Annotated in this window: 16 protein-coding genes; 10 read left to right on the forward strand and 6 right to left on the reverse strand. The window is 66.8% G+C overall.

The genetic code is table 11. From position 1 onward, the window contains the following. Positions 1–7: 7 nt before the first annotated feature. Entirely contained in the window at positions 8–508 is a 501-nt protein-coding gene (locus tag ACA097_RS25230; RefSeq protein ID WP_371366743.1) for a GspH/FimT family pseudopilin, read from the forward strand. Between the two features lie 30 nt (positions 509–538). Here the strand turns inward: ACA097_RS25230 and ACA097_RS25235 are convergent, their stop codons facing one another. Further along, positions 539–1,357: a helix-turn-helix transcriptional regulator gene (locus ACA097_RS25235; protein ID WP_160287427.1), complete on the reverse strand. Its 819-nt coding sequence runs from the start codon at positions 1,355–1,357 to the stop codon at positions 539–541. A 179-nt stretch (positions 1,358–1,536) separates the two neighbouring features. Here ACA097_RS25235 and ACA097_RS25240 point away from each other — a divergent pair, with 179 nt between their 5' ends. Together ACA097_RS25240 and ACA097_RS25245 are read left to right on the forward strand one after the other, a co-directional pair. Then, positions 1,537–2,979, forward strand: a complete 1,443-nt coding sequence (locus ACA097_RS25240) for a sodium:alanine symporter family protein (protein WP_043253008.1) — start codon at positions 1,537–1,539, stop codon at positions 2,977–2,979. A gap of 66 nt (positions 2,980–3,045) precedes the next feature. Continuing rightward, a complete protein-coding gene (locus ACA097_RS25245) occupies positions 3,046–4,038 on the forward strand; it encodes an asparaginase (RefSeq protein WP_371366746.1) in 993 nt (330 codons plus the stop codon). 192 nt (positions 4,039–4,230) lie between these two features. On the opposite strand, the gene grxC is transcribed toward ACA097_RS25245, so the two are convergent. Together grxC and ACA097_RS25255 are read right to left on the reverse strand one after the other, a co-directional pair. Further along, complete coding sequence (gene grxC, locus ACA097_RS25250; RefSeq protein ID WP_043253004.1) at positions 4,231–4,482, reverse strand: glutaredoxin 3; 252 nt, start codon at positions 4,480–4,482, stop codon at positions 4,231–4,233. Positions 4,483–4,497: 15 nt separating this feature from the next. Beyond that, entirely contained in the window at positions 4,498–5,016 is a 519-nt protein-coding gene (locus ACA097_RS25255) for a carboxymuconolactone decarboxylase family protein (protein ID WP_371366748.1), read from the reverse strand. Positions 5,017–5,146: 130 nt separating this feature from the next. Here ACA097_RS25255 and ACA097_RS25260 point away from each other — a divergent pair, with 130 nt between their 5' ends. From ACA097_RS25260 to ACA097_RS25270, 3 genes are all read left to right on the forward strand, one after another. Beyond that, positions 5,147–5,968 (forward strand): AraC family transcriptional regulator, encoded by an 822-nt coding sequence (locus ACA097_RS25260; protein WP_043253000.1) that lies wholly within the window; start codon positions 5,147–5,149, stop codon positions 5,966–5,968. A gap of 133 nt (positions 5,969–6,101) precedes the next feature. Continuing rightward, positions 6,102–8,219, forward strand: coding sequence for a TonB-dependent siderophore receptor (locus ACA097_RS25265; protein WP_371366750.1), 2,118 nt, complete (start codon positions 6,102–6,104; stop codon positions 8,217–8,219). Between the two features lie 244 nt (positions 8,220–8,463). Next, the gene (locus ACA097_RS25270; protein WP_371366752.1) at positions 8,464–8,976 is read left to right on the forward strand and encodes a thioredoxin family protein; all 513 of its coding nucleotides are present in this window, start codon (positions 8,464–8,466) and stop codon (positions 8,974–8,976) included. A 39-nt stretch (positions 8,977–9,015) separates the two neighbouring features. Here the strand turns inward: ACA097_RS25270 and ACA097_RS25275 are convergent, their stop codons facing one another. Both ACA097_RS25275 and ACA097_RS25280 read right to left on the reverse strand, forming a co-directional pair. Continuing rightward, complete coding sequence (locus ACA097_RS25275; RefSeq protein WP_371366754.1) at positions 9,016–10,581, reverse strand: aldehyde dehydrogenase (NADP(+)); 1,566 nt, start codon at positions 10,579–10,581, stop codon at positions 9,016–9,018. Between the two features lie 64 nt (positions 10,582–10,645). Beyond that, positions 10,646–11,272 (reverse strand): isochorismatase family cysteine hydrolase, encoded by a 627-nt coding sequence (locus ACA097_RS25280; RefSeq protein ID WP_371366756.1) that lies wholly within the window; start codon positions 11,270–11,272, stop codon positions 10,646–10,648. A 103-nt stretch (positions 11,273–11,375) separates the two neighbouring features. On the opposite strand from ACA097_RS25280, the gene ACA097_RS25285 reads away from it, so the two are divergent. Further along, entirely contained in the window at positions 11,376–11,900 is a 525-nt protein-coding gene (locus tag ACA097_RS25285; RefSeq protein WP_371366758.1) for a winged helix-turn-helix transcriptional regulator, read from the forward strand. A 12-nt stretch (positions 11,901–11,912) separates the two neighbouring features. Here the strand turns inward: ACA097_RS25285 and ACA097_RS25290 are convergent, their stop codons facing one another. Then, positions 11,913–12,806 carry a LysR substrate-binding domain-containing protein gene (locus ACA097_RS25290; RefSeq protein WP_371366760.1) on the reverse strand — a complete coding sequence of 298 codons (894 nt, stop codon included), beginning with the start codon at positions 12,804–12,806 and terminating at the stop codon, positions 11,913–11,915. A 258-nt stretch (positions 12,807–13,064) separates the two neighbouring features. Here ACA097_RS25290 and ACA097_RS25295 point away from each other — a divergent pair, with 258 nt between their 5' ends. The 3 genes from ACA097_RS25295 to ybaL all read left to right on the forward strand — a co-directional run bounded on the left by ACA097_RS25295 (position 13,065) and on the right by ybaL (position 16,005). Continuing rightward, the gene (locus ACA097_RS25295) at positions 13,065–13,568 is read left to right on the forward strand and encodes a GNAT family N-acetyltransferase (protein ID WP_043252985.1); all 504 of its coding nucleotides are present in this window, start codon (positions 13,065–13,067) and stop codon (positions 13,566–13,568) included. Between the two features lie 131 nt (positions 13,569–13,699). Then, positions 13,700–14,128: a nuclear transport factor 2 family protein gene (locus tag ACA097_RS25300; protein ID WP_371366763.1), complete on the forward strand. Its 429-nt coding sequence runs from the start codon at positions 13,700–13,702 to the stop codon at positions 14,126–14,128. A gap of 140 nt (positions 14,129–14,268) precedes the next feature. Then, positions 14,269–16,005 (forward strand): YbaL family putative K(+) efflux transporter, encoded by a 1,737-nt coding sequence (gene ybaL / locus ACA097_RS25305; RefSeq protein WP_371366765.1) that lies wholly within the window; start codon positions 14,269–14,271, stop codon positions 16,003–16,005. The last annotated feature ends 6 nt before the right edge of the window (positions 16,006–16,011 follow it).

Below are 16,011 nucleotides of genomic sequence, written 5' to 3' on the forward strand. Positions count from 1 at the left end.
GCGCGGCATGGCAGTGCAGAATCGCCGGGCGGCCGGCGGCTTCACCCTGGTGGAGCTGATGGTGACCATCGCCGTGGCCGCCATCCTGATCTCGATCGCGGTGCCGTCGCTGAACGATGCCACCGTGGCCGGCAAGCTCAGCGCCAGTGCCAACGACCTGGTGGCCGGTGCCGTGGTCGGGCGTAGCGAGGCGATCAAGCGCAACGCCGTGGCCAGCATGTGCGTGTCCACTGACGGCAGCACTTGCGGCTCCGGCGGCTGGGAGCAGGGCTGGATCGTTGTCGTCGGCTCGACCGTCATCCAGGCCCACGCAGCGGCGCCGACAGGCTACAAGGTCACCTCCAGCGTCGCGCGTATCGACTTCCAACCCTCGGGAGTGGGCAGCACCCAGGCGAGCATCACGGTCTGCCGCGCGACACCCACGGCGGGTTCGCAGGAACGGGTAGTCACGGTCAGCGCGACCGGGCGTGCCTATGTCACCAGGACCGAGACCGGCAGCTGTTCCTGACGCCCGCGCGCGGTTCGGTCGCCCCGCGCCTCACTCGATCTCGAACAGACCGTTGTAGATCGGCCCGACGTCGAGCCGTTCGCGGACGTCGTCGTCGATGCGCGGATCGTCCGGACGGTACAGCTTGACCTGGCGGTAGGCGCTGATGCGGTTGATTTCCGGGCCCAGGTACTCCCAGACCACGCGGGTGCACGCCGGGGTGCGGCGGTCGCCGCTGGAGACGCCGGTCTTCAGGCCGTTGAGGCGGGTGATGCGGCTCTTGAAGCTGGGGATGAGGATGGTCTGGCTCATCTCGTTGACCGTGAGCGACTCGTAGTCGATCAGGAACACCCGGTCCTGCAGCTGGAAGGCCGCACCCAGGTAGCGGCAGCGCACCCAGTCCTCGGCCTGCACGTTGGTGCTGCTGGAGCGTTCCTGGCGCTCTTGGCGCTCGAACAGGAAGTTGCCGTCTTCCTCCCACAGGTGCACCAGCGACAGCAGGATCGAGCCGGGCACCGACATGCAGTTGGAATATTCGAAGTAGTAGCCGCAGTAGCGCGACAGATTGCCGGCCTGCTCGCGCAGCGGGCGCAGCATTTCCATCAGCGGATCCTGGCGCTGGGCGGCGGCCCGGACGGCGCCGCGCGCGCCGATCAGGCGAGCGAACTGCTCCGGCGGCAGGCCCAGCTCGTAGTCCTCGACACCGAAGAAATCGCCTATGCGCTTGAGGTTGTACGGAGTGGGGCGGCTCTGCCCGTTGAGGTACTTGTTGAACTGCCCGCGATTGATCTGCAGCTGCCGGCAGACCTCGGAAATTGAGCGGTAGTGGCTGCAGGCGAGCTTGAGATTCTCGACCAGATGGTCAGACATGGCACGGTCCGGGGGTGATGCGAATGATGCGATTCTAGCATCAGGTCGCATCAAAACCGAGCAAGACGCGAAATTGTCACAAACCGTTGCCTTGGCCAACCTTGCCCGCCATCGCCAGGCCCGACCCGGGACCGGGCGGTTCTCTTCCCATCCGAAGAACAAGAATCGAGGTCACACCCATGCTCGACGCGCTCAACGACTTCCTCTCGGGGAAGGTGCTCATCGTCCTCATCGTCGGACTCGGCAGCTACTTCACGCTGCGTTCCCGCTTCGTCCAGTTCCGCCACTTCGGCCACATGTTCGGTGTGTTCAAGGAGTCGATCCGCGGCCAGGCTGGGCAACTGAGCTCCTTCCAGGCCCTGATGCTGAGCCTCGCCGGCCGCGTCGGCGCGGGCAACATCGCTGGTGTCGGCATCGCCGTGACCCTGGGCGGCCCGGGCGCGGTGTTCTGGATGTGGGTGACCGCGCTGGTCGGCATGTCCAGCAGCTTCTTCGAGTGCACCCTGGCGCAGGTCTACAAGCGCGCCGACGGTGACGGCCTGTACCGCGGCGGTCCGGCCTACTACATCGAGCACGGCCTGAAGCTGAAGACCATGGCGGTGGTGTTCTCCGTCCTGCTGCTGGTGACCTACGGCTTCGCCTTCAACGGCCTGCAGTCCTACACCGTGACCCATTCGCTGCAGAACGCCTTCGGCTTCGCCCCGCAGCACACCGGCATCGCCCTGGCTGTGCTGCTGGCCATCGTCTTCGTTGGCGGCATCAAGCGCATCGCATCGGTGTCCGACCTGCTGGTACCGGTCAAGACCCTCGCCTACATCGGCGTGACCCTGTACGTGATCGGCACTCAGATCGAACACGTGCCGGCCATGCTGGAAACCATCTTCAAGAGCGCCTTCGGCCTCGAGCCTGCTTTCGGCGGCCTGCTGGGCAGCGCCATCGTCATGGGCGTGAAGCGTGGCGTGTTCGCCAACGAAGCGGGTCTGGGCAGCGCGCCGAACGTCGCCGCCGTGGCCGCTGTGCGCCACCCGGCCGCGCAGGGTGTGGTCCAGGCCTTCAGCGTGTTCCTCGACACCTTCGTCATCTGCACCTGCACCGCGCTGCTGATCCTGCTCTCGGGCTTCTACACCCCGGGCTTCGAAGGCGATGGCATCACCCTGACCCAGAACTCCCTGGCCGCGGTGGTCGGTGACTGGGGCCGCCTGTTCGTCAGCGTCGCCCTGTCGCTCTTCGTCTTCACCTGCATCCTCTACAACTACTACCTGGGCGAGAACAGCCTGCAGTTCCTGACCCGCAACCGCCTGGTGCTGATCGGTTACCGCGCGCTGGTCCTGGCGCTGATCGTCTGGGGCTCGGTGCAGAACCTGTCCACCGTGTTCGCCTTCGCCGACATCACCATGACCTGCCTTGCGTTCGTCAACCTGCTGGCCCTGGCGCTGCTGTTCAAGGTTGGCCTGCGGGTGATGCGCGATTACGATGCTCAGCGCAGTGCCGGCATCGATCAGCCGGTGTTCGACTCGGCGCAGTTCGCCGACCTCGATCTGGACCGCAATGCCTGGCCGGCCGGCCAGCAAGCCGAAGCCGAGCGCGAAGAGCCTGTAGGCCTGCCGCAGACGCACCGCTGACGGCCAGGTACGAGCCGGCCTCGCGGCCGGCTCGTACCCGATAACAAGAATCCGCAGGACCCCGACATGCGTGCAGTACAGAACCTCTTCGTCCTCTATACCGGCGGCACCATCGGTATGCTGCAGACCGCCGAAGGCCTGGCCCCGGCGAGCGGTTTCGAGGCGCGCATGCGCGGCTGGCTGGCCGACAGCGGCCGCACCCCGTCCTTCGCCTGGCGCCTGCAGGAAATGCAGCCGCTGCTCGACAGCGCCAACATGCAGCAGTCCAATTGGCTGGCCATGCGTGACGCCATCGTCGAGGCGGTGGACCAGGGCGGCCATGACGGCGTGCTCGTGCTGCACGGCACCGACACCCTTTCGTACACCGCGGCGGCGCTGTCCTTCCTGCTGCTTGGCCTTGACGTGCCAGTCCTGCTGACCGGTTCCATGCTGCCGGCCGGCGCGCCTGGCAGCGATGCCTGGGCCAACCTCGGTGGCGCTCTGGATGCGCTGGGGCGCGGCGAAGTCTCCGGCGTACAGGTCTTCTTCGGAGGCCAGCAATTGCACGGCGCACGGGTCACCAAGCGTCACAGCGAAGCCTTCGACTCCTTCTGCGAACCGCACCGTGACCGCCACGGCGTGCGCGCGGAGCAGATTCCCCAGCAACTGCGCTACAACCAGCCGCGCCAACCGGTGCGTTTAGCGGTACAGCCGCTGTTCCCCGGCCTGCAGGCCGAGCAACTCGACGCCGTGCTCAAGAGTGGCGTTCAGGCTGTATTGCTGGAGTGCTACGGCAGCGGCACCGGCCCGTCGGACAACCAGGCGCTGCTCGACGCCCTGGGCGCGGCACGCAAGCGCGGCGTGCTGCTCGCGGCGATCAGCCAGTGCTATGAAGGCAGCGTGGTCTTCGACATCTACGCCGCCGGCAGCCGCCTGCGCGATGCAGGGCTGGTGTCCGGTGGTGGCATGACCCGCGAAGCGGCCCTTGGCAAGCTCTTCGCCCTGTTGGGCGCGGGGCTGGACGTGGCCGAGGCGGAGCGCTGGTTCGCCCTGGACATGTGCGGGGAATTGGTGGAGTAGCCGATTCCGGGATGAATAAGAAAGCGGGCCTTTTGGCCCGCTTTTTCGTTCTCCTCTGCGTTGGATTAGCTCGGCCTCCTGTAAGGGGCGGTCTGGAGTGCGTGGATGTTTCTCTGGAAGCCTAAGAGCCGCCTGCGGCGGCTTTGGTAGGGCGAATAACCCCGAGGGGGTTATCCGCCGCCAGGCATCGTGCTAGTGCAACAACGCATCCAGCTCGCCCTTGTGCTCCAGGGCCGCGAGGTCGTCGAAGCCGCCGACGTGGTGCTCGCCGATATAGATCTGCGGCACGGTGCGGCGTCCGGTGCGGGCCAGCATTTCGCGCAGCAGCTGTGGGTCGCTGGCGACGTTGTATTCGATGGCCTTCACGCCCTTGCGTTCGAGCAGCGCCTTGGCGTTGCGGCAATAGGGGCAGTGGTCGCTGGTGTACAGGCTCACTTGCTTCATGGCGTTTGCTCCTGCTCAGGCCTCGACCGCGGGGAAGTCGAGGTCGGTCTTGGCGAGGTTGTTCAGGTAGTTGGTCAGGGTCAGCGCGGCGACCTGGGCCACGATGTCGACGATCTTCGCGTCGCTCAGGCCGGCATCGCGTGCCGCCTGCAGGTAGCCGTCGGCGATTAGCCCGCGGTTCTCGGTGATCTGCCGGGCAAGCACAGCCACGGCGTTGAGGCGGCCATCTCGGGCGTTGCGAATGTCCTGTCCGGTCAGCCCGACCTTGCTGGCGAACAGGCTGTGCGCGGCGAGGCAGTAGTCACAACCGTTGACCTGGGACGCGGCCAGGGCCACGACCTCGCTTTCGGCGGCGCTCAGTGAGGATTTCTGCAGCGCTTGCGTCAGCGCCAGGTAGCCGCCCAGTGCGGCGGGCGAATGGGCCAGGGTGGCGATGGCATTGGGTACCCGGCCGAGGCCTTTCTTTACGGCTTCCAGCAGCGGGCGGGAGGCTTCGGGGGCTTGTTCCAGGGACAGATGGGTGATGCGGCTCATGGCGGTTCTCCTGTGGAGGTAAGTGGGTTGTTGCGTTTGAGCGTGGAGCCATGATGCCCAGCGGTACTTTCCTTTTGGGTTCGAATCGTCGAGATTATGCGACAGATCGTCTAAAGCGGAGACCGTCCCCATGGATCGCCTGTCCACCTTGCTCACACACTTCAGCGCGCATGCCAGCACCTATTTCAGCGGCGCCTTCTGCGCCACGGAGCGCTTCCCCGCGGCCGAGGGGCGGGGCCATGTGCACCTGCTGCGCAAGGGCCGGGTGAGCTTCCGCACCGAGGATGGCCAGCGCATCCGCGTGGAGGAGCCGAGCCTGCTGCTGGTACCCAGGCCCTACGGCCACGAGCTGCAGGCCGACGAAGCCGATGGCGCCGAGCTGGTCTGCGCCAGCCTGGCCTTCGATGGCGGCATGGACAATCCGCTCACCCGCGCGTTGCCCAGCTACAGCCTGGTGCCGCTTTCGCAATTGCCGAGCCTGGCCGGCAACCTGGACTGGCTGTTCGCCGAAGCCTTCGGCGCCGAATGCGGCCGAGACGCCATCCTCAACCGCCTGTTCGAGCTGATGCTGATCCAGCTGCTGCGCCACCTGATGGCCACCAGCGGCCTGTCCGCCGGCATGCTCGCCGGCCTTGCCGAACCACGCCTGGCGCGCGCCCTGACGCTGATGCACGACGAGCCTGCGCGCAGTTGGTCAGTGGAGGAACTGGCGCAGGCCTGCCACATGTCGCGCGCCAGTTTCGCCGCGCTGTTCCGCAAGGTGATAGGCGCTACACCGGCGGATTACCTGGTGGGCTGGCGCGTCAGCCTGGCGCAGAAACGCCTGCGCGAAGGCCGCCCGGTGGCGCTGATCGCCGACGAAACCGGCTACGAAAGCCCGTCGGCGCTGGCCCGTGCATTCCGCCGCAAGGTAGGTGCCAGCCCGCGGGAATGGCTGCAGGGCGCCCAGTGAATCCAGGCCCTGAAGGCGAGTGGAGGTAGCTTTGTATCGCTTCTGATGCAATGTGAATGATTCGCAACTGCAAATGAGTGTGATCTAATGTTGCGATAAATTCTTACAAGCTAATCAGGAGTGTCCTTCGTTCATGTTCAAACTGGCCCCCTTGACCGCACAGATGCTTGCGGTCGTCGCCGCAGGCGCCATGGGCAATGCCCTCGCCGCTGAAAACCCAGTGGAGTTGCCGACCGCCACCGTCAGCGCCTCGCCCGACACCGTGGAAGCCCCGGCCAAGGGCTACCAGGCAAAACCTGCCAGCACCAGCACGCGCCTGAACATGACCGCCAAGGAGACACCCCAGGGCGTCACCAGTGTCACCCGCGAGCAACTCGACGACTTCCACATGGACAGCATCAGGGACGTGCTGAGCAACACCCCGGGGGTCAACGTGCAGAAGGTCGAGACCGACCGCACCTACTTCACCGCGCGCGGCTTCGACATCAACAGCTTCCAGTACGACGGCGTGGGCATGCCGCTGACCTACGGCCTGCTGGTCGGCGACGTGGACACCGCGCCCTACCAACAGATCGACATCGTGCACGGCGCCAACGGCCTGATGGGCGGCACCGGCAACCCCTCGGCGACGGTCAACTTCGTGCGCAAGCGCCCGACCTATACCCCCGAGGCTTCCGTCACGCTCAGCGCCGGTTCCTGGGACAAGCGCCGCGTCGACGTCGACGTTTCCGGCCCGCTCACCGAAAGCGGCAACGTCCGTGGCCGGGTGATCTACGCCAACGAGAACGGCAACTCCTACCTCGACCGCTACTCGCGCGAGAAGAACATCTTCAGCGGTGAGCTGGCCTTCGACCTCTCCGACAGCGACGTCCTGACCCTCGGCTTCGAGGACCAGAAGACCAACGCCAACGGCGCCAGCTGGGGCGCGCTGCCGCTGGTGGATGCCAACGGCAAGCCGATCCACTACGGCAGCACCCACTCGAACATCTCGCAGCCCTGGGTCTACTGGGATGTGCACGTGCAACGCGCGTTCGCCGAGTGGACCCACGACTTCGCCAATGACTGGCAGTCGAAGCTGACCGTCACCGGCGTCGACCACCGCGAGGACTCCCAGATGTTCTACATGTACAGCGACGCGACCTCGCCGACCGGCTACACCGGCCTGGGCTCGAAGTACAAGGGCAAGTACCGCGAGCTGGTCGGCGACGGCTCCCTGAGCGGCCCGTTCAGCCTGCTAGGCCGCGAGCACGAGCTGACCCTCGGCGCCAGCGCCGCGCGCTCCAACGGCAGCGAGCGCTCCCTGTACGGCTCGGCGCTTTACTACATGCCGGTCTCGCTGGAAGACGCGCTGCACGGCAGCATCCCGCGGCCGACCTACGACATCGCCAACGACAGCGACACCGCCGACTTCACCGATCGCCAGAAGAGCCTCTACAGCGCCGCGCGCTGGAGCCTGACCGACGACCTGCACCTGATCACCGGCGCGCGCATGCTCAGCGCCGACAGCGACGGCGACAACTACGGCTCGCCGCGCGATGTGCGCATCCACGGCAAGGTCACGCCGTACTATGGCGTGGTCTACGACCTGACCCCGGAGTACTCGCTCTACGCCAGCTACACCGAGGTCTTCAATCCGCAGTACTACCTCGACTCGCACGCCCAGGTGCTCGATCCGCTGGAAGGCAAGAGCTACGAGGCGGGCATCAAGGGCCTGCTGCTGGACAAGAAGCTGAACGTCTCGGCGGCGGTGTTCCACACCAAGCAGGACAACGTCGCGGAATACGCCGGCTACGACGCCAGCGTCGGCGGCTCCTACTACGAAGGCATGAGTTTCGAGAGCCAGGGCGTCGAGCTGGCGGCCGCGGGCGAAGTCGCCCCGGGGCTGGAGCTGAGCGGCGGCTACACCTACGTCTACATCACCGACGCCGACCACGACCGCGCGCGCCTGTACATCCCGCGCCACCAGCTGAACTCGGCGCTCACCTATCGCTTGCCGATGGCGCCGAAGGTCAAGGTCGGCGGCAACCTGAGCTGGCAGAGCAAGACCACCAGCGACGCCGCGCCGGAAGCCACCCAGGACGCCTACGCACTGGTCGGCCTGATGGCTTCCTACGAAATCGACAAGAACTGGAGCACCCAGCTCAACCTGAACAACCTGACCGACGAGAAGTACCTGCAGAGCCTGCGCTACGCCCAGAGCAACTTCGGCGACCCGCGCAACTTCACCGCGTCGGTGACCTGGAAGTACTGATCGAGAGGTTGATCCTGCGGCTTCCGCGATCAGCGCTAGCCGGCGGATAACCCCGAAGGGGTTATCCGCCGTTCCGTGCAGGGCTGCGGCGCATAACCGCGAACGGTTATGCGCCCTACGGATGCATCGGTGCGGGTATATCGAGGGCAGGGGACCTTCACGGGAAATGCCCGCAGGTGGTCGTTCGCGGATAAGATCCGCATCCTGCAGATGCCCCATCTCTTTTCGCTTTCGAGGAATCCCCATGGCCTCCTTCCAGGAACTCTTCAGCATCGGTGAAGGCTTCGACGCCTTCGTCGCCCACGGCCTGCCGGCGGAAATCGCTGCTGTGCGCGCGGTCCAGGACAAGCTCGGGCAGCCGGCAGCCATGGGCACCGAAACCCTGCAGCGACTGGCCGCCGTGCAGGGTCGTTACCACCTGCTGGTGGTCGGCGAGATGTGGTGCCCGGACTGCCAGATCAACGTCACGGTGCTGGACTGGATGCAGCGTCGCCAGCCGCTTCTGCAATTGGCCGTGATCTCCAAGGGCCGCGCCGAGGACGACCTGCAGGAACGCCTCGGCCTGGACCGCATCGCCATTCCCGTGGTGCTCGTGCTCGACGCCGACTTCCATCTCGTCGGCCGCTTCATCGAGCGGCCGCAGGCGGTGATCGCCGGCTGGGACGCGGTGAAGCCGGACTACCGCGCGGGCCTCTACCTGGAAGAGACGGCGCGCGATTTCCTCGACCTCATCGAGGCCGCCGAAGGCCGCGCCTGAGCCGGGCGGCGACCGGGTGCGCCGGCCGCCGCTTCGCTCTTACTGGCCGTCCAGGCTGCGCGGCAGGCCCAGCGGGTTGGCCGCGCGCAGCGCCTCGGGCAGCAGCTCATCGGGAAAGCCCTGGTAGCAGACCGGCCGCAGGAAGCGCTCGATGGCCGTCATGCCGACCGAGGTGAAACGGCTGTCGGTGCTGGCCGGGAAGGGGCCGCCGTGGATGGAGGCGAAGGACACTTCCTGTGGGTGCGAGAAGGCGTTGACCACGATGCGCCCGGTGCGTCTTTCGAGGATCGGCAGCAGCCGGCGCGCCAGCGGCAGGTCGCCGTTCTCCAGCTGCAGGGTCGCCGAGAGTTGCCCGCGCAGGGAGCGCGCAACGGCCAGCATTTCCTCGGTGTCCCTGACCGTCACCAGCAGCGCCGCCGGGCCGAAGACTTCGCCGGCAAGCACCGGTTCGGCGAGGAAGCGGCGGCCGTCCACTTCGAGCAGCGCGGCGGCGCCGTCGTTTGCCGCCTCTGCGGGCGAGCCCTCGGCGATGCGTTGCGCGCCTGCACTTAGCAATGCATCGAGCCCTTCGCCGTAGGCCGCATGAATGCCGGGCGTCAGCATGGTTCGGGCTGGCGACGTGCGTAACCGCTGGATCATCGCCTGGCGCAGCGCATCGAGCCCGTCGCCTTCGACGGCGACGAGGATGGCCGGCTTGAGACAGGCCTGGCCGACGTTCACCAGCATCCGTTCGATGAAGCCGTCGCCGATAGTCGCGCCGCGTTCTTCCACTGCATGGGGCAGGACGAACGTGGGGTTCACGCTGGTCATCTCGCAGAACACCGGGATCGGCTCCGGGCGCAGTTGCGCGCGCCGGTAGAGGGCCATGCCGCCGCGCTCCGAACCGGTGAACGCCACCGCCTTGACCAGCGGATGCTCGACCAGTGCTTCGCCCAGGGCATTGCCGCCGCCGCGCAGCATGGAAAACACGCCTTCGTGCAGGCCGCTGTCGCGGACGGCCTGGCGAATCGCCCGGGCCATGATTTCCGAGGCGCCGGGGTGCGCGTTGTGCGCCTTGAGGATCACCGGCGCGCCGGCGGCCAGCGCCGAGGCGGTGTCGCCGCCGGCTACCGAGTAGGCGATCGGGAAGTTGCTCGCGCCGAAGATCGCCACCGGGCCGATCGCCATCTTCTTCAGGCGATGGTCCATGCGCGGGCGCGGTTGCCGCTCGGGCTGCTCGGGGTCGATGGCGAGGTGCAGGAAGCGGCCCCGGCGCACCACCTCGGCGAACTGGCGGAACTGCGTGGCAGCCTTCGCCGCTTCACCTTCCAACTGCGCCTGGGGCAGTCCGGTTTCCAGCGCGGCGCGCGCGGCGAGGGGCTGGCGCACGGCGTCGAGGTTGTCGGCGATGCGTTCGAGGAAGGCCGCGCGTTCGGCGAGGCAGGTGTGGCTGTAGCTGTCGAACGCCTCGTCCGCCAGGGTTGCGGCGCGTTCGACCTCCGCGCTTCCGCCAAGGGCGAAAGGCGGTTCGATGAGTTCGTTAGTGGCAGGGGCGAGGGCCTGGAGGGTCCCTTCGCTGGCGGCGACCTCATGGGCGCCGATGAACAGGTTGCCGGTCAGCTGCATTGCGCTTCACCTCGGATGGCGGGCACCGGCGCGCCTTGCGGCGCGCGGTAACGAAGGATGGTGGTCAGTGGGCTTCCAGCGTTGCGATCAGCTCGCTGGTGGTGAGGATGGCGTGGGCGAAGGTCGGGCCGTTGAGCTCATGGGCGGCATGCATCATTTCCGCTTTGAAAGCGGCGGTGGCGTCACGCACCAGGGTCACGTGGTAGCCGAGTTCAGTGGCGTAGCGCGCGGTGGACTCGATGCAGGTGTTGGCCAGCAAGCCGACGATGATCACGTGGGTGATGCCTTTCTGCTTGAGGCGGAAGTCCAGGTCGGTATTGGCGAAGCCGCTGGAGCCCCAGTGCTCGGCGACCACGGTGTCGCCTTCGCGCGGGGCGAAGTCGGGGTGCCACTCGCCGCCCCATTCGCCACGGGCGAAGTGGTGGCCGTGCATGATCTTGCACTGGGTGGGCGAGGGGTGCGCCCAGTCCTCGTAGTCGCCGGCTTCCCAGCGGCGGTGCGGTACGATGAACACCGGCAGGCCGATGCTGCGCACGCTGCGGTCCAGAGCGCGCAGGTTGTCGAGCAGGCCGACCTGGTTGGCGATGGGTTCGATGTGCGGATAGATCAGCCCGCCTTCGGACAGGAAGTCGTTGTACGGATCGACCAGCAGGTAGGCGGTACGGTCGAGGGGATAGCTGTGCTTCGACATGGACGTTCTCCGGGGTGGCATGCCGTCCGCTGGCGGTGGACGGGCAGGTGTTTTTAGTTACTATGAAAATCATATCAACAGATTTTGCCAAGGGAACGACCTTATGTCGGGAAGCAAGAACACGGCGCCGACGCTCTGCCCGATAGCGCGGGCGGAGGAGCTCGTGGGTGATCGCTGGACCGTGCTGGTGCTGCGCGAACTGTTCATGGGCAACCTGCGCTTCGACGAGATCCAGGCGCAGACCGGCGGCACGCCGCAGATGATCGCCGCGCGCCTGAAGAACATGGCCGCTGACGGCCTGATCGAACGCCGCGCCTACAGCAAGCGACCGCTGCGCTACGAGTACGTGCTGACGCCCAAGGGCGAGGCCTTCTATCCGGTGATCCTCGCCCTGCGGGCCTGGGGTGAAACCTGGTGCAAGACGCCGGAGGAGGGTGTGGCGGTGAACATGCTGCACCGCGCCTGCGGGAAGCCGGCCGGGCTCGGAACGGTGTGCGAAAGCTGCGGCGCGCCGCTGAAACGGGGCGACCTGATCAGCCAGCCCAGCGCGGCCTACGTCAGCGAGCGGGACACCCGCCGCGAGACCTTCAAGGCCGGCCGCGCGGCGGGTGCTGCGGACAAGGCGTGAAAGGCGGGATGACTACAGCGGCGCTTCCCTGAACGCCTCGACCAGGTCGTCGAAAAGCGAGCGCGCCTCGCGGGTCAGCAGTTCGGTGGGCCGCGACACCAGCGAGATGCCCGAGCGCGGCGTGCTCTCGGCGATCTCCAGCGGCACCAGCGCGTCGGAAACCACCGGCAGGTTGAACATGCGCCGCGACCAGAAGCTCACCGCGTCGGTGCTGCCGGCCAGTTCGACATAGAGCACCACCGAGTCGCACTCGATGATGCGTTGCGGTGGCTCGACCTGATGCGCGCGGAACAGCTCGCGGGCCTGGGTCAGTTCCAGGGGGTCGGAGAGCAGCCATTCCTGGTCGAGCAGCTGGTGCAGCGAGCGGGCACCGCTCAAGGGGTGGCCCTTGCGTACCGCCAGGGTGGTGACGTGGGTGTAGAGCTGCTGCCAGTGCAGGCCGTCCAGTTCCTGGGGCATGGGTTGCGAGGTCAGCGCCATGTCCAACTGGCCCTCGCGCACGCCTTCCAGCAGCTTCGCCGGGCGCAGCTCGACAATCTGCAATTGCACCTCGGGATGACGCTTGCGGTACGCCTGCACGCAGTCGGCGAATTGCCGGCTGGGCGTGACCGGCGACACGCCGATGGCCACGCGGCCGCCGATGCTGCCCTTGAGGGTGTCGATCTCGACTTGCGCGCGCTGCACTTCCTCCACCGCCAGGCGTGCGCTGCGCACCAGGCGCTCGCCGTAGCCGGTGATGGTGATGCCACGGTTGGAGCGCACGAGCAGCGACACGCCCAGCTCGGTTTCCAGCTCCTTGATGCTTTTCGACAGGGCCGGCTGGGAGATGCCCAGCAGGCGCGAGGCTTCCTGGATGCTGCCGTTCTCGCTGATGGCGAGCAGGGCGCGCAGTTGATGCAGCTTCATGATTGGGGGACGACGGGCTTCGGTAATTGGCGCGCACGTTAAAGCAAAAATGGAGCCAGCCGAAAGCGCCGAGTGTGACCGACCGGTACTGTCCTGAGCATCGATGGAGCGCATCCGGAGGTCCGCAGGCGCCGCTGTTCTGCGATAATCGGCGGCACCTGCAACGGCGGTGTTCGCCGTCCTTCTTCGTACCGAGACTGCCATGTATCCCAATGCCCTTTGCTTGCCGTGCCCGCGCTTCATCGAGGAGCCCCGGCCATGAGCGGCGGCACCGTCGAGTTGCTGCGCACCAGTGCGGAGCAGGCCGATATCATCCGCAACCTTTACCAGTACTACGCCTACGAATCGTCCGACTGGGAGCAGGAGGACGTCGAGGCCGACGGCCGCTTCTACATCCACGAGGAGCACCTGGTGCGTTACTGGCAGGACCCGCAGTGGAGCGCCAACCTGATCCTGGTCGATGGCTACATCGCCGGTTTCCTGCTGATCGAGAGCAACGACCTGAGCGGTCTGGGCGCGCTGGAGCTGGCCGACCTGTTCGTGCTCAAGAAGTACCGCCGCATGGGTGTCGGCAGTGCGGTGGCCTTGCAGGTGCTGGGCAACGGCAACGATGCCTGGCTGGTGCGCTTCTATCGCCAGGACGAAGCCGCCCAGGCGTTCTGGCGCGCGGTGTTCGCCGAGCTGCCGCGCCCGGTGCGCGACATAGTGCTGGACGACGAGCCAGAGCTGCAGACCTTCCTGGTCACCCCGGCGCACCACTGATCCGCGCGCTTGTGCGCCAGGATCATAGGTCTGTCATTTCCGATCATTGAGCGAGGCCTGGGCGGGTCGTATCGTCGGTTCCCGTCACCGCGCCAGGGGCGCGGCAATCACAAGAATCGGAGGAACCGACGATGTCCGAACTGCAACTGCACCCCCAGGCCGCCGCGTCGCTGCAATGCTGGCACGCGATGGTCGAGCGCAAGGACCTGAGCAAGCTGCCCGAACTGCTGGCGCCCGACGCGGTGTTCCGCTCGCCGATGGCGCATACGCCGTATCCCGGCGCGCCGGTGGTGTCGATGATCCTCAACACGGTGCTGCAGGTCTTCGAGGGCTTCACCTACCACCGCGAACTGGCCACCGCCGATGGCCTGAGTGTGGTCCTGGAGTTCTGCGCCCAGGTCGGCGGTAAGCAGCTCAAGGGCATCGACATGATCCGCTTCGACGAACAAGGCAAGATCGTCGAGTTCGAAGTCATGGTCCGCCCCATGAGCGGCCTGCAGGCCCTGGGCGAAGAAATGGGCCGGCGCCTGGGCGCCTACCTGGCTGCGGCCAAGGCCTGAAGCGGTTGTCCAGAGGATGGGGCCGAAGCTGCCGTAGGCCCTTTCCGAACTTGATGTAACAAAAGCTTGCGTGTCTCCAGGGTCTCCCGCGGCACAAAATCCCGTTGCACAGACGTATTCGGGATCGCGGGAGGCGCGCCATGGAGCACGGTATTTCTCTGATCAGCACGCTTGCCGCGGGCTTCGCCATCGCGCTGGTGCTGGGCTTCCTGGCCGAGCGCTGCAAGGTGCCGGCGCTGGTCGGCTACCTGCTCGCGGGGATCATCATCGGCCCGGCCACGCCGGGCTTCGTCGCGGACGTGCACCTGGCTTCGCAGCTCTCCGAGATTGGCGTGATGCTGCTGATGTTCGGCGTCGGCCTGCATTTCTCGCTCAAGGACCTGCTCGCGGTTAAGCGCATCGCCGTGCCCGGCGCCATCGTGCAGATGGGCCTGGCCACCGCGCTGGGCGCAGTGGTCGCGCATTGGTGGGGCTGGAGCTGGGGCGCCGGCCTGGTGTTCGGCCTGTCGCTGTCCTGCGCGAGCACCGTGGTGCTGCTCAAGGCGCTGGAAACCCGCGGCCTGCTCGACAGCATGAACGGCCGAATCGCCGTCGGCTGGCTGGTGGTGGAAGACCTCGCCACCGTGCTGGTGCTGGTCCTCCTGCCGGCGCTGGCCGGGGTGCTCGGTGGCAACGCCAGCGCTGCGGCGGAGGCGAGCGGGCCTCTGTGGCTGACGATCTGCCAGACCCTGCTGCAGGTCGGCGCCTTCATCGCCTTGATGCTCGTCGCCGGACGCCGCCTGCTGCCCTGGATGCTCTGGCAGGTGGCGCGCACCGGCTCGCGCGAGCTGTTCACCCTGGCGGTGATCGCCGCCGCCATCGGCATCGCTTTCGGTGCGGCGAAGCTGTTCAGCGTGTCCTTCGCCCTGGGTGCGTTCTTCGCCGGGATGGTGATGCGCGAGTCGCAGTTCAGCCACCGCGCGGCGCAGGAATCGCTGCCGCTGCGCGACGCTTTCTCAGTGCTGTTCTTCGTCTCGGTGGGCATGCTCTTCGAGCCGGCGATTCTCCTCGAACAGCCGCTGCGCGTGCTTGGCGTGGTCGCCATCATCATGCTCGGCAAGAGCCTGGCCGCCATGGTCCTGGTGCTGGGCCTGCGCTATCCGCTGAACACCGCGCTGACGGCCTCGGCTAGCCTGGCGCAGATCGGCGAGTTCTCCTTCATCCTCGTCGGCCTTGGCGTGGCCCTTGGCCTGTTGCCGCAGGAAGGGATGAGCCTGGTGCTGAGCGGCGCGCTGCTGTCGATAGCGCTGAATCCGCTGCTGTTCGCCGCCGTCGGGCCGCTCAATCGCTGGGCGGTGGCGCACTCGGCGCTGGCCCGGCGCCTGGAGCAGCGCACCGACCCCTATGCCGAGCTGCCGATGAGCACCGACCGCAAGTACCTCGAAGGGCAGGTCGTGCTGGTCGGCTACGGCCGGGTCGGTCGGCGCATCGCGCGGGCCCTGCTGCAACAGGGCATCCCCTTCGTGGTTGCCGAGCAGAACCGCGAGCTGGTCGAGCAACTGCGCTGCCAGGGCCTGGCTGCGGTATCGGGCAATGCGGTGGAGCCCGGGGTGTTGATCCAGGCGCACATCGTCAACGCCGCGATGCTGGTGGTGGCCTCGCCGGATGCCATGAGCGCCCGGCACATGGTCGAGATCGCCCGCACGCTCAACCCGGATATCGAGATCGTGGTGCGCACCCACACTGACGATGAAACCGAGCTGATGCGCCAGGAAGGCATAGGCACCATCTTCTTCGGCGAGGAAGAGCTGGCGCGGGGCATGGCCGATCACGTGCTGAACCGCTTCGCGCCAGCGCCAAATGCGGGCGCTGGCGCAGGGCAGGTGGCGCACTCCTGACAGGCT

The organism is Pseudomonas sp. QL9, from assembly GCF_041409665.1.
Lineage (GTDB): Bacteria > Pseudomonadota > Gammaproteobacteria > Pseudomonadales > Pseudomonadaceae > Pseudomonas > Pseudomonas knackmussii.

What these genes read in the sequence shown, in the direction of transcription:
- ybaL (WP_371366765.1), top strand. Translation starts at nt 14,269, where the DNA reads ATGGAGCACGGTATTTCTCTGATCAGCACGCTTGCCGCGGGCTTCGCC.
- ACA097_RS25255 (WP_371366748.1), bottom strand. Translation starts at nt 5,016, where the DNA reads ATGAGCCGCATCACCCATCTGTCCCTGGAACAAGCCCCCGAAGCCTCC.
- ACA097_RS25230 (WP_371366743.1), top strand. Translation starts at nt 8, where the DNA reads ATGGCAGTGCAGAATCGCCGGGCGGCCGGCGGCTTCACCCTGGTGGAG.
- ACA097_RS25235 (WP_160287427.1), bottom strand. Translation starts at nt 1,357, where the DNA reads ATGTCTGACCATCTGGTCGAGAATCTCAAGCTCGCCTGCAGCCACTAC.
- ACA097_RS25240 (WP_043253008.1), top strand. Translation starts at nt 1,537, where the DNA reads ATGCTCGACGCGCTCAACGACTTCCTCTCGGGGAAGGTGCTCATCGTC.
- ACA097_RS25285 (WP_371366758.1), top strand. Translation starts at nt 11,376, where the DNA reads ATGTCGGGAAGCAAGAACACGGCGCCGACGCTCTGCCCGATAGCGCGG.
- grxC (WP_043253004.1), bottom strand. Translation starts at nt 4,482, where the DNA reads ATGAAGCAAGTGAGCCTGTACACCAGCGACCACTGCCCCTATTGCCGC.
- ACA097_RS25280 (WP_371366756.1), bottom strand. Translation starts at nt 11,272, where the DNA reads ATGTCGAAGCACAGCTATCCCCTCGACCGTACCGCCTACCTGCTGGTC.
- ACA097_RS25245 (WP_371366746.1), top strand. Translation starts at nt 3,046, where the DNA reads ATGCGTGCAGTACAGAACCTCTTCGTCCTCTATACCGGCGGCACCATC.
- ACA097_RS25260 (WP_043253000.1), top strand. Translation starts at nt 5,147, where the DNA reads ATGGATCGCCTGTCCACCTTGCTCACACACTTCAGCGCGCATGCCAGC.
- ACA097_RS25290 (WP_371366760.1), bottom strand. Translation starts at nt 12,806, where the DNA reads ATGAAGCTGCATCAACTGCGCGCCCTGCTCGCCATCAGCGAGAACGGC.
- ACA097_RS25300 (WP_371366763.1), top strand. Translation starts at nt 13,700, where the DNA reads ATGTCCGAACTGCAACTGCACCCCCAGGCCGCCGCGTCGCTGCAATGC.
- ACA097_RS25295 (WP_043252985.1), top strand. Translation starts at nt 13,065, where the DNA reads ATGAGCGGCGGCACCGTCGAGTTGCTGCGCACCAGTGCGGAGCAGGCC.
- ACA097_RS25270 (WP_371366752.1), top strand. Translation starts at nt 8,464, where the DNA reads ATGGCCTCCTTCCAGGAACTCTTCAGCATCGGTGAAGGCTTCGACGCC.
- ACA097_RS25265 (WP_371366750.1), top strand. Translation starts at nt 6,102, where the DNA reads ATGTTCAAACTGGCCCCCTTGACCGCACAGATGCTTGCGGTCGTCGCC.
- ACA097_RS25275 (WP_371366754.1), bottom strand. Translation starts at nt 10,581, where the DNA reads ATGCAGCTGACCGGCAACCTGTTCATCGGCGCCCATGAGGTCGCCGCC.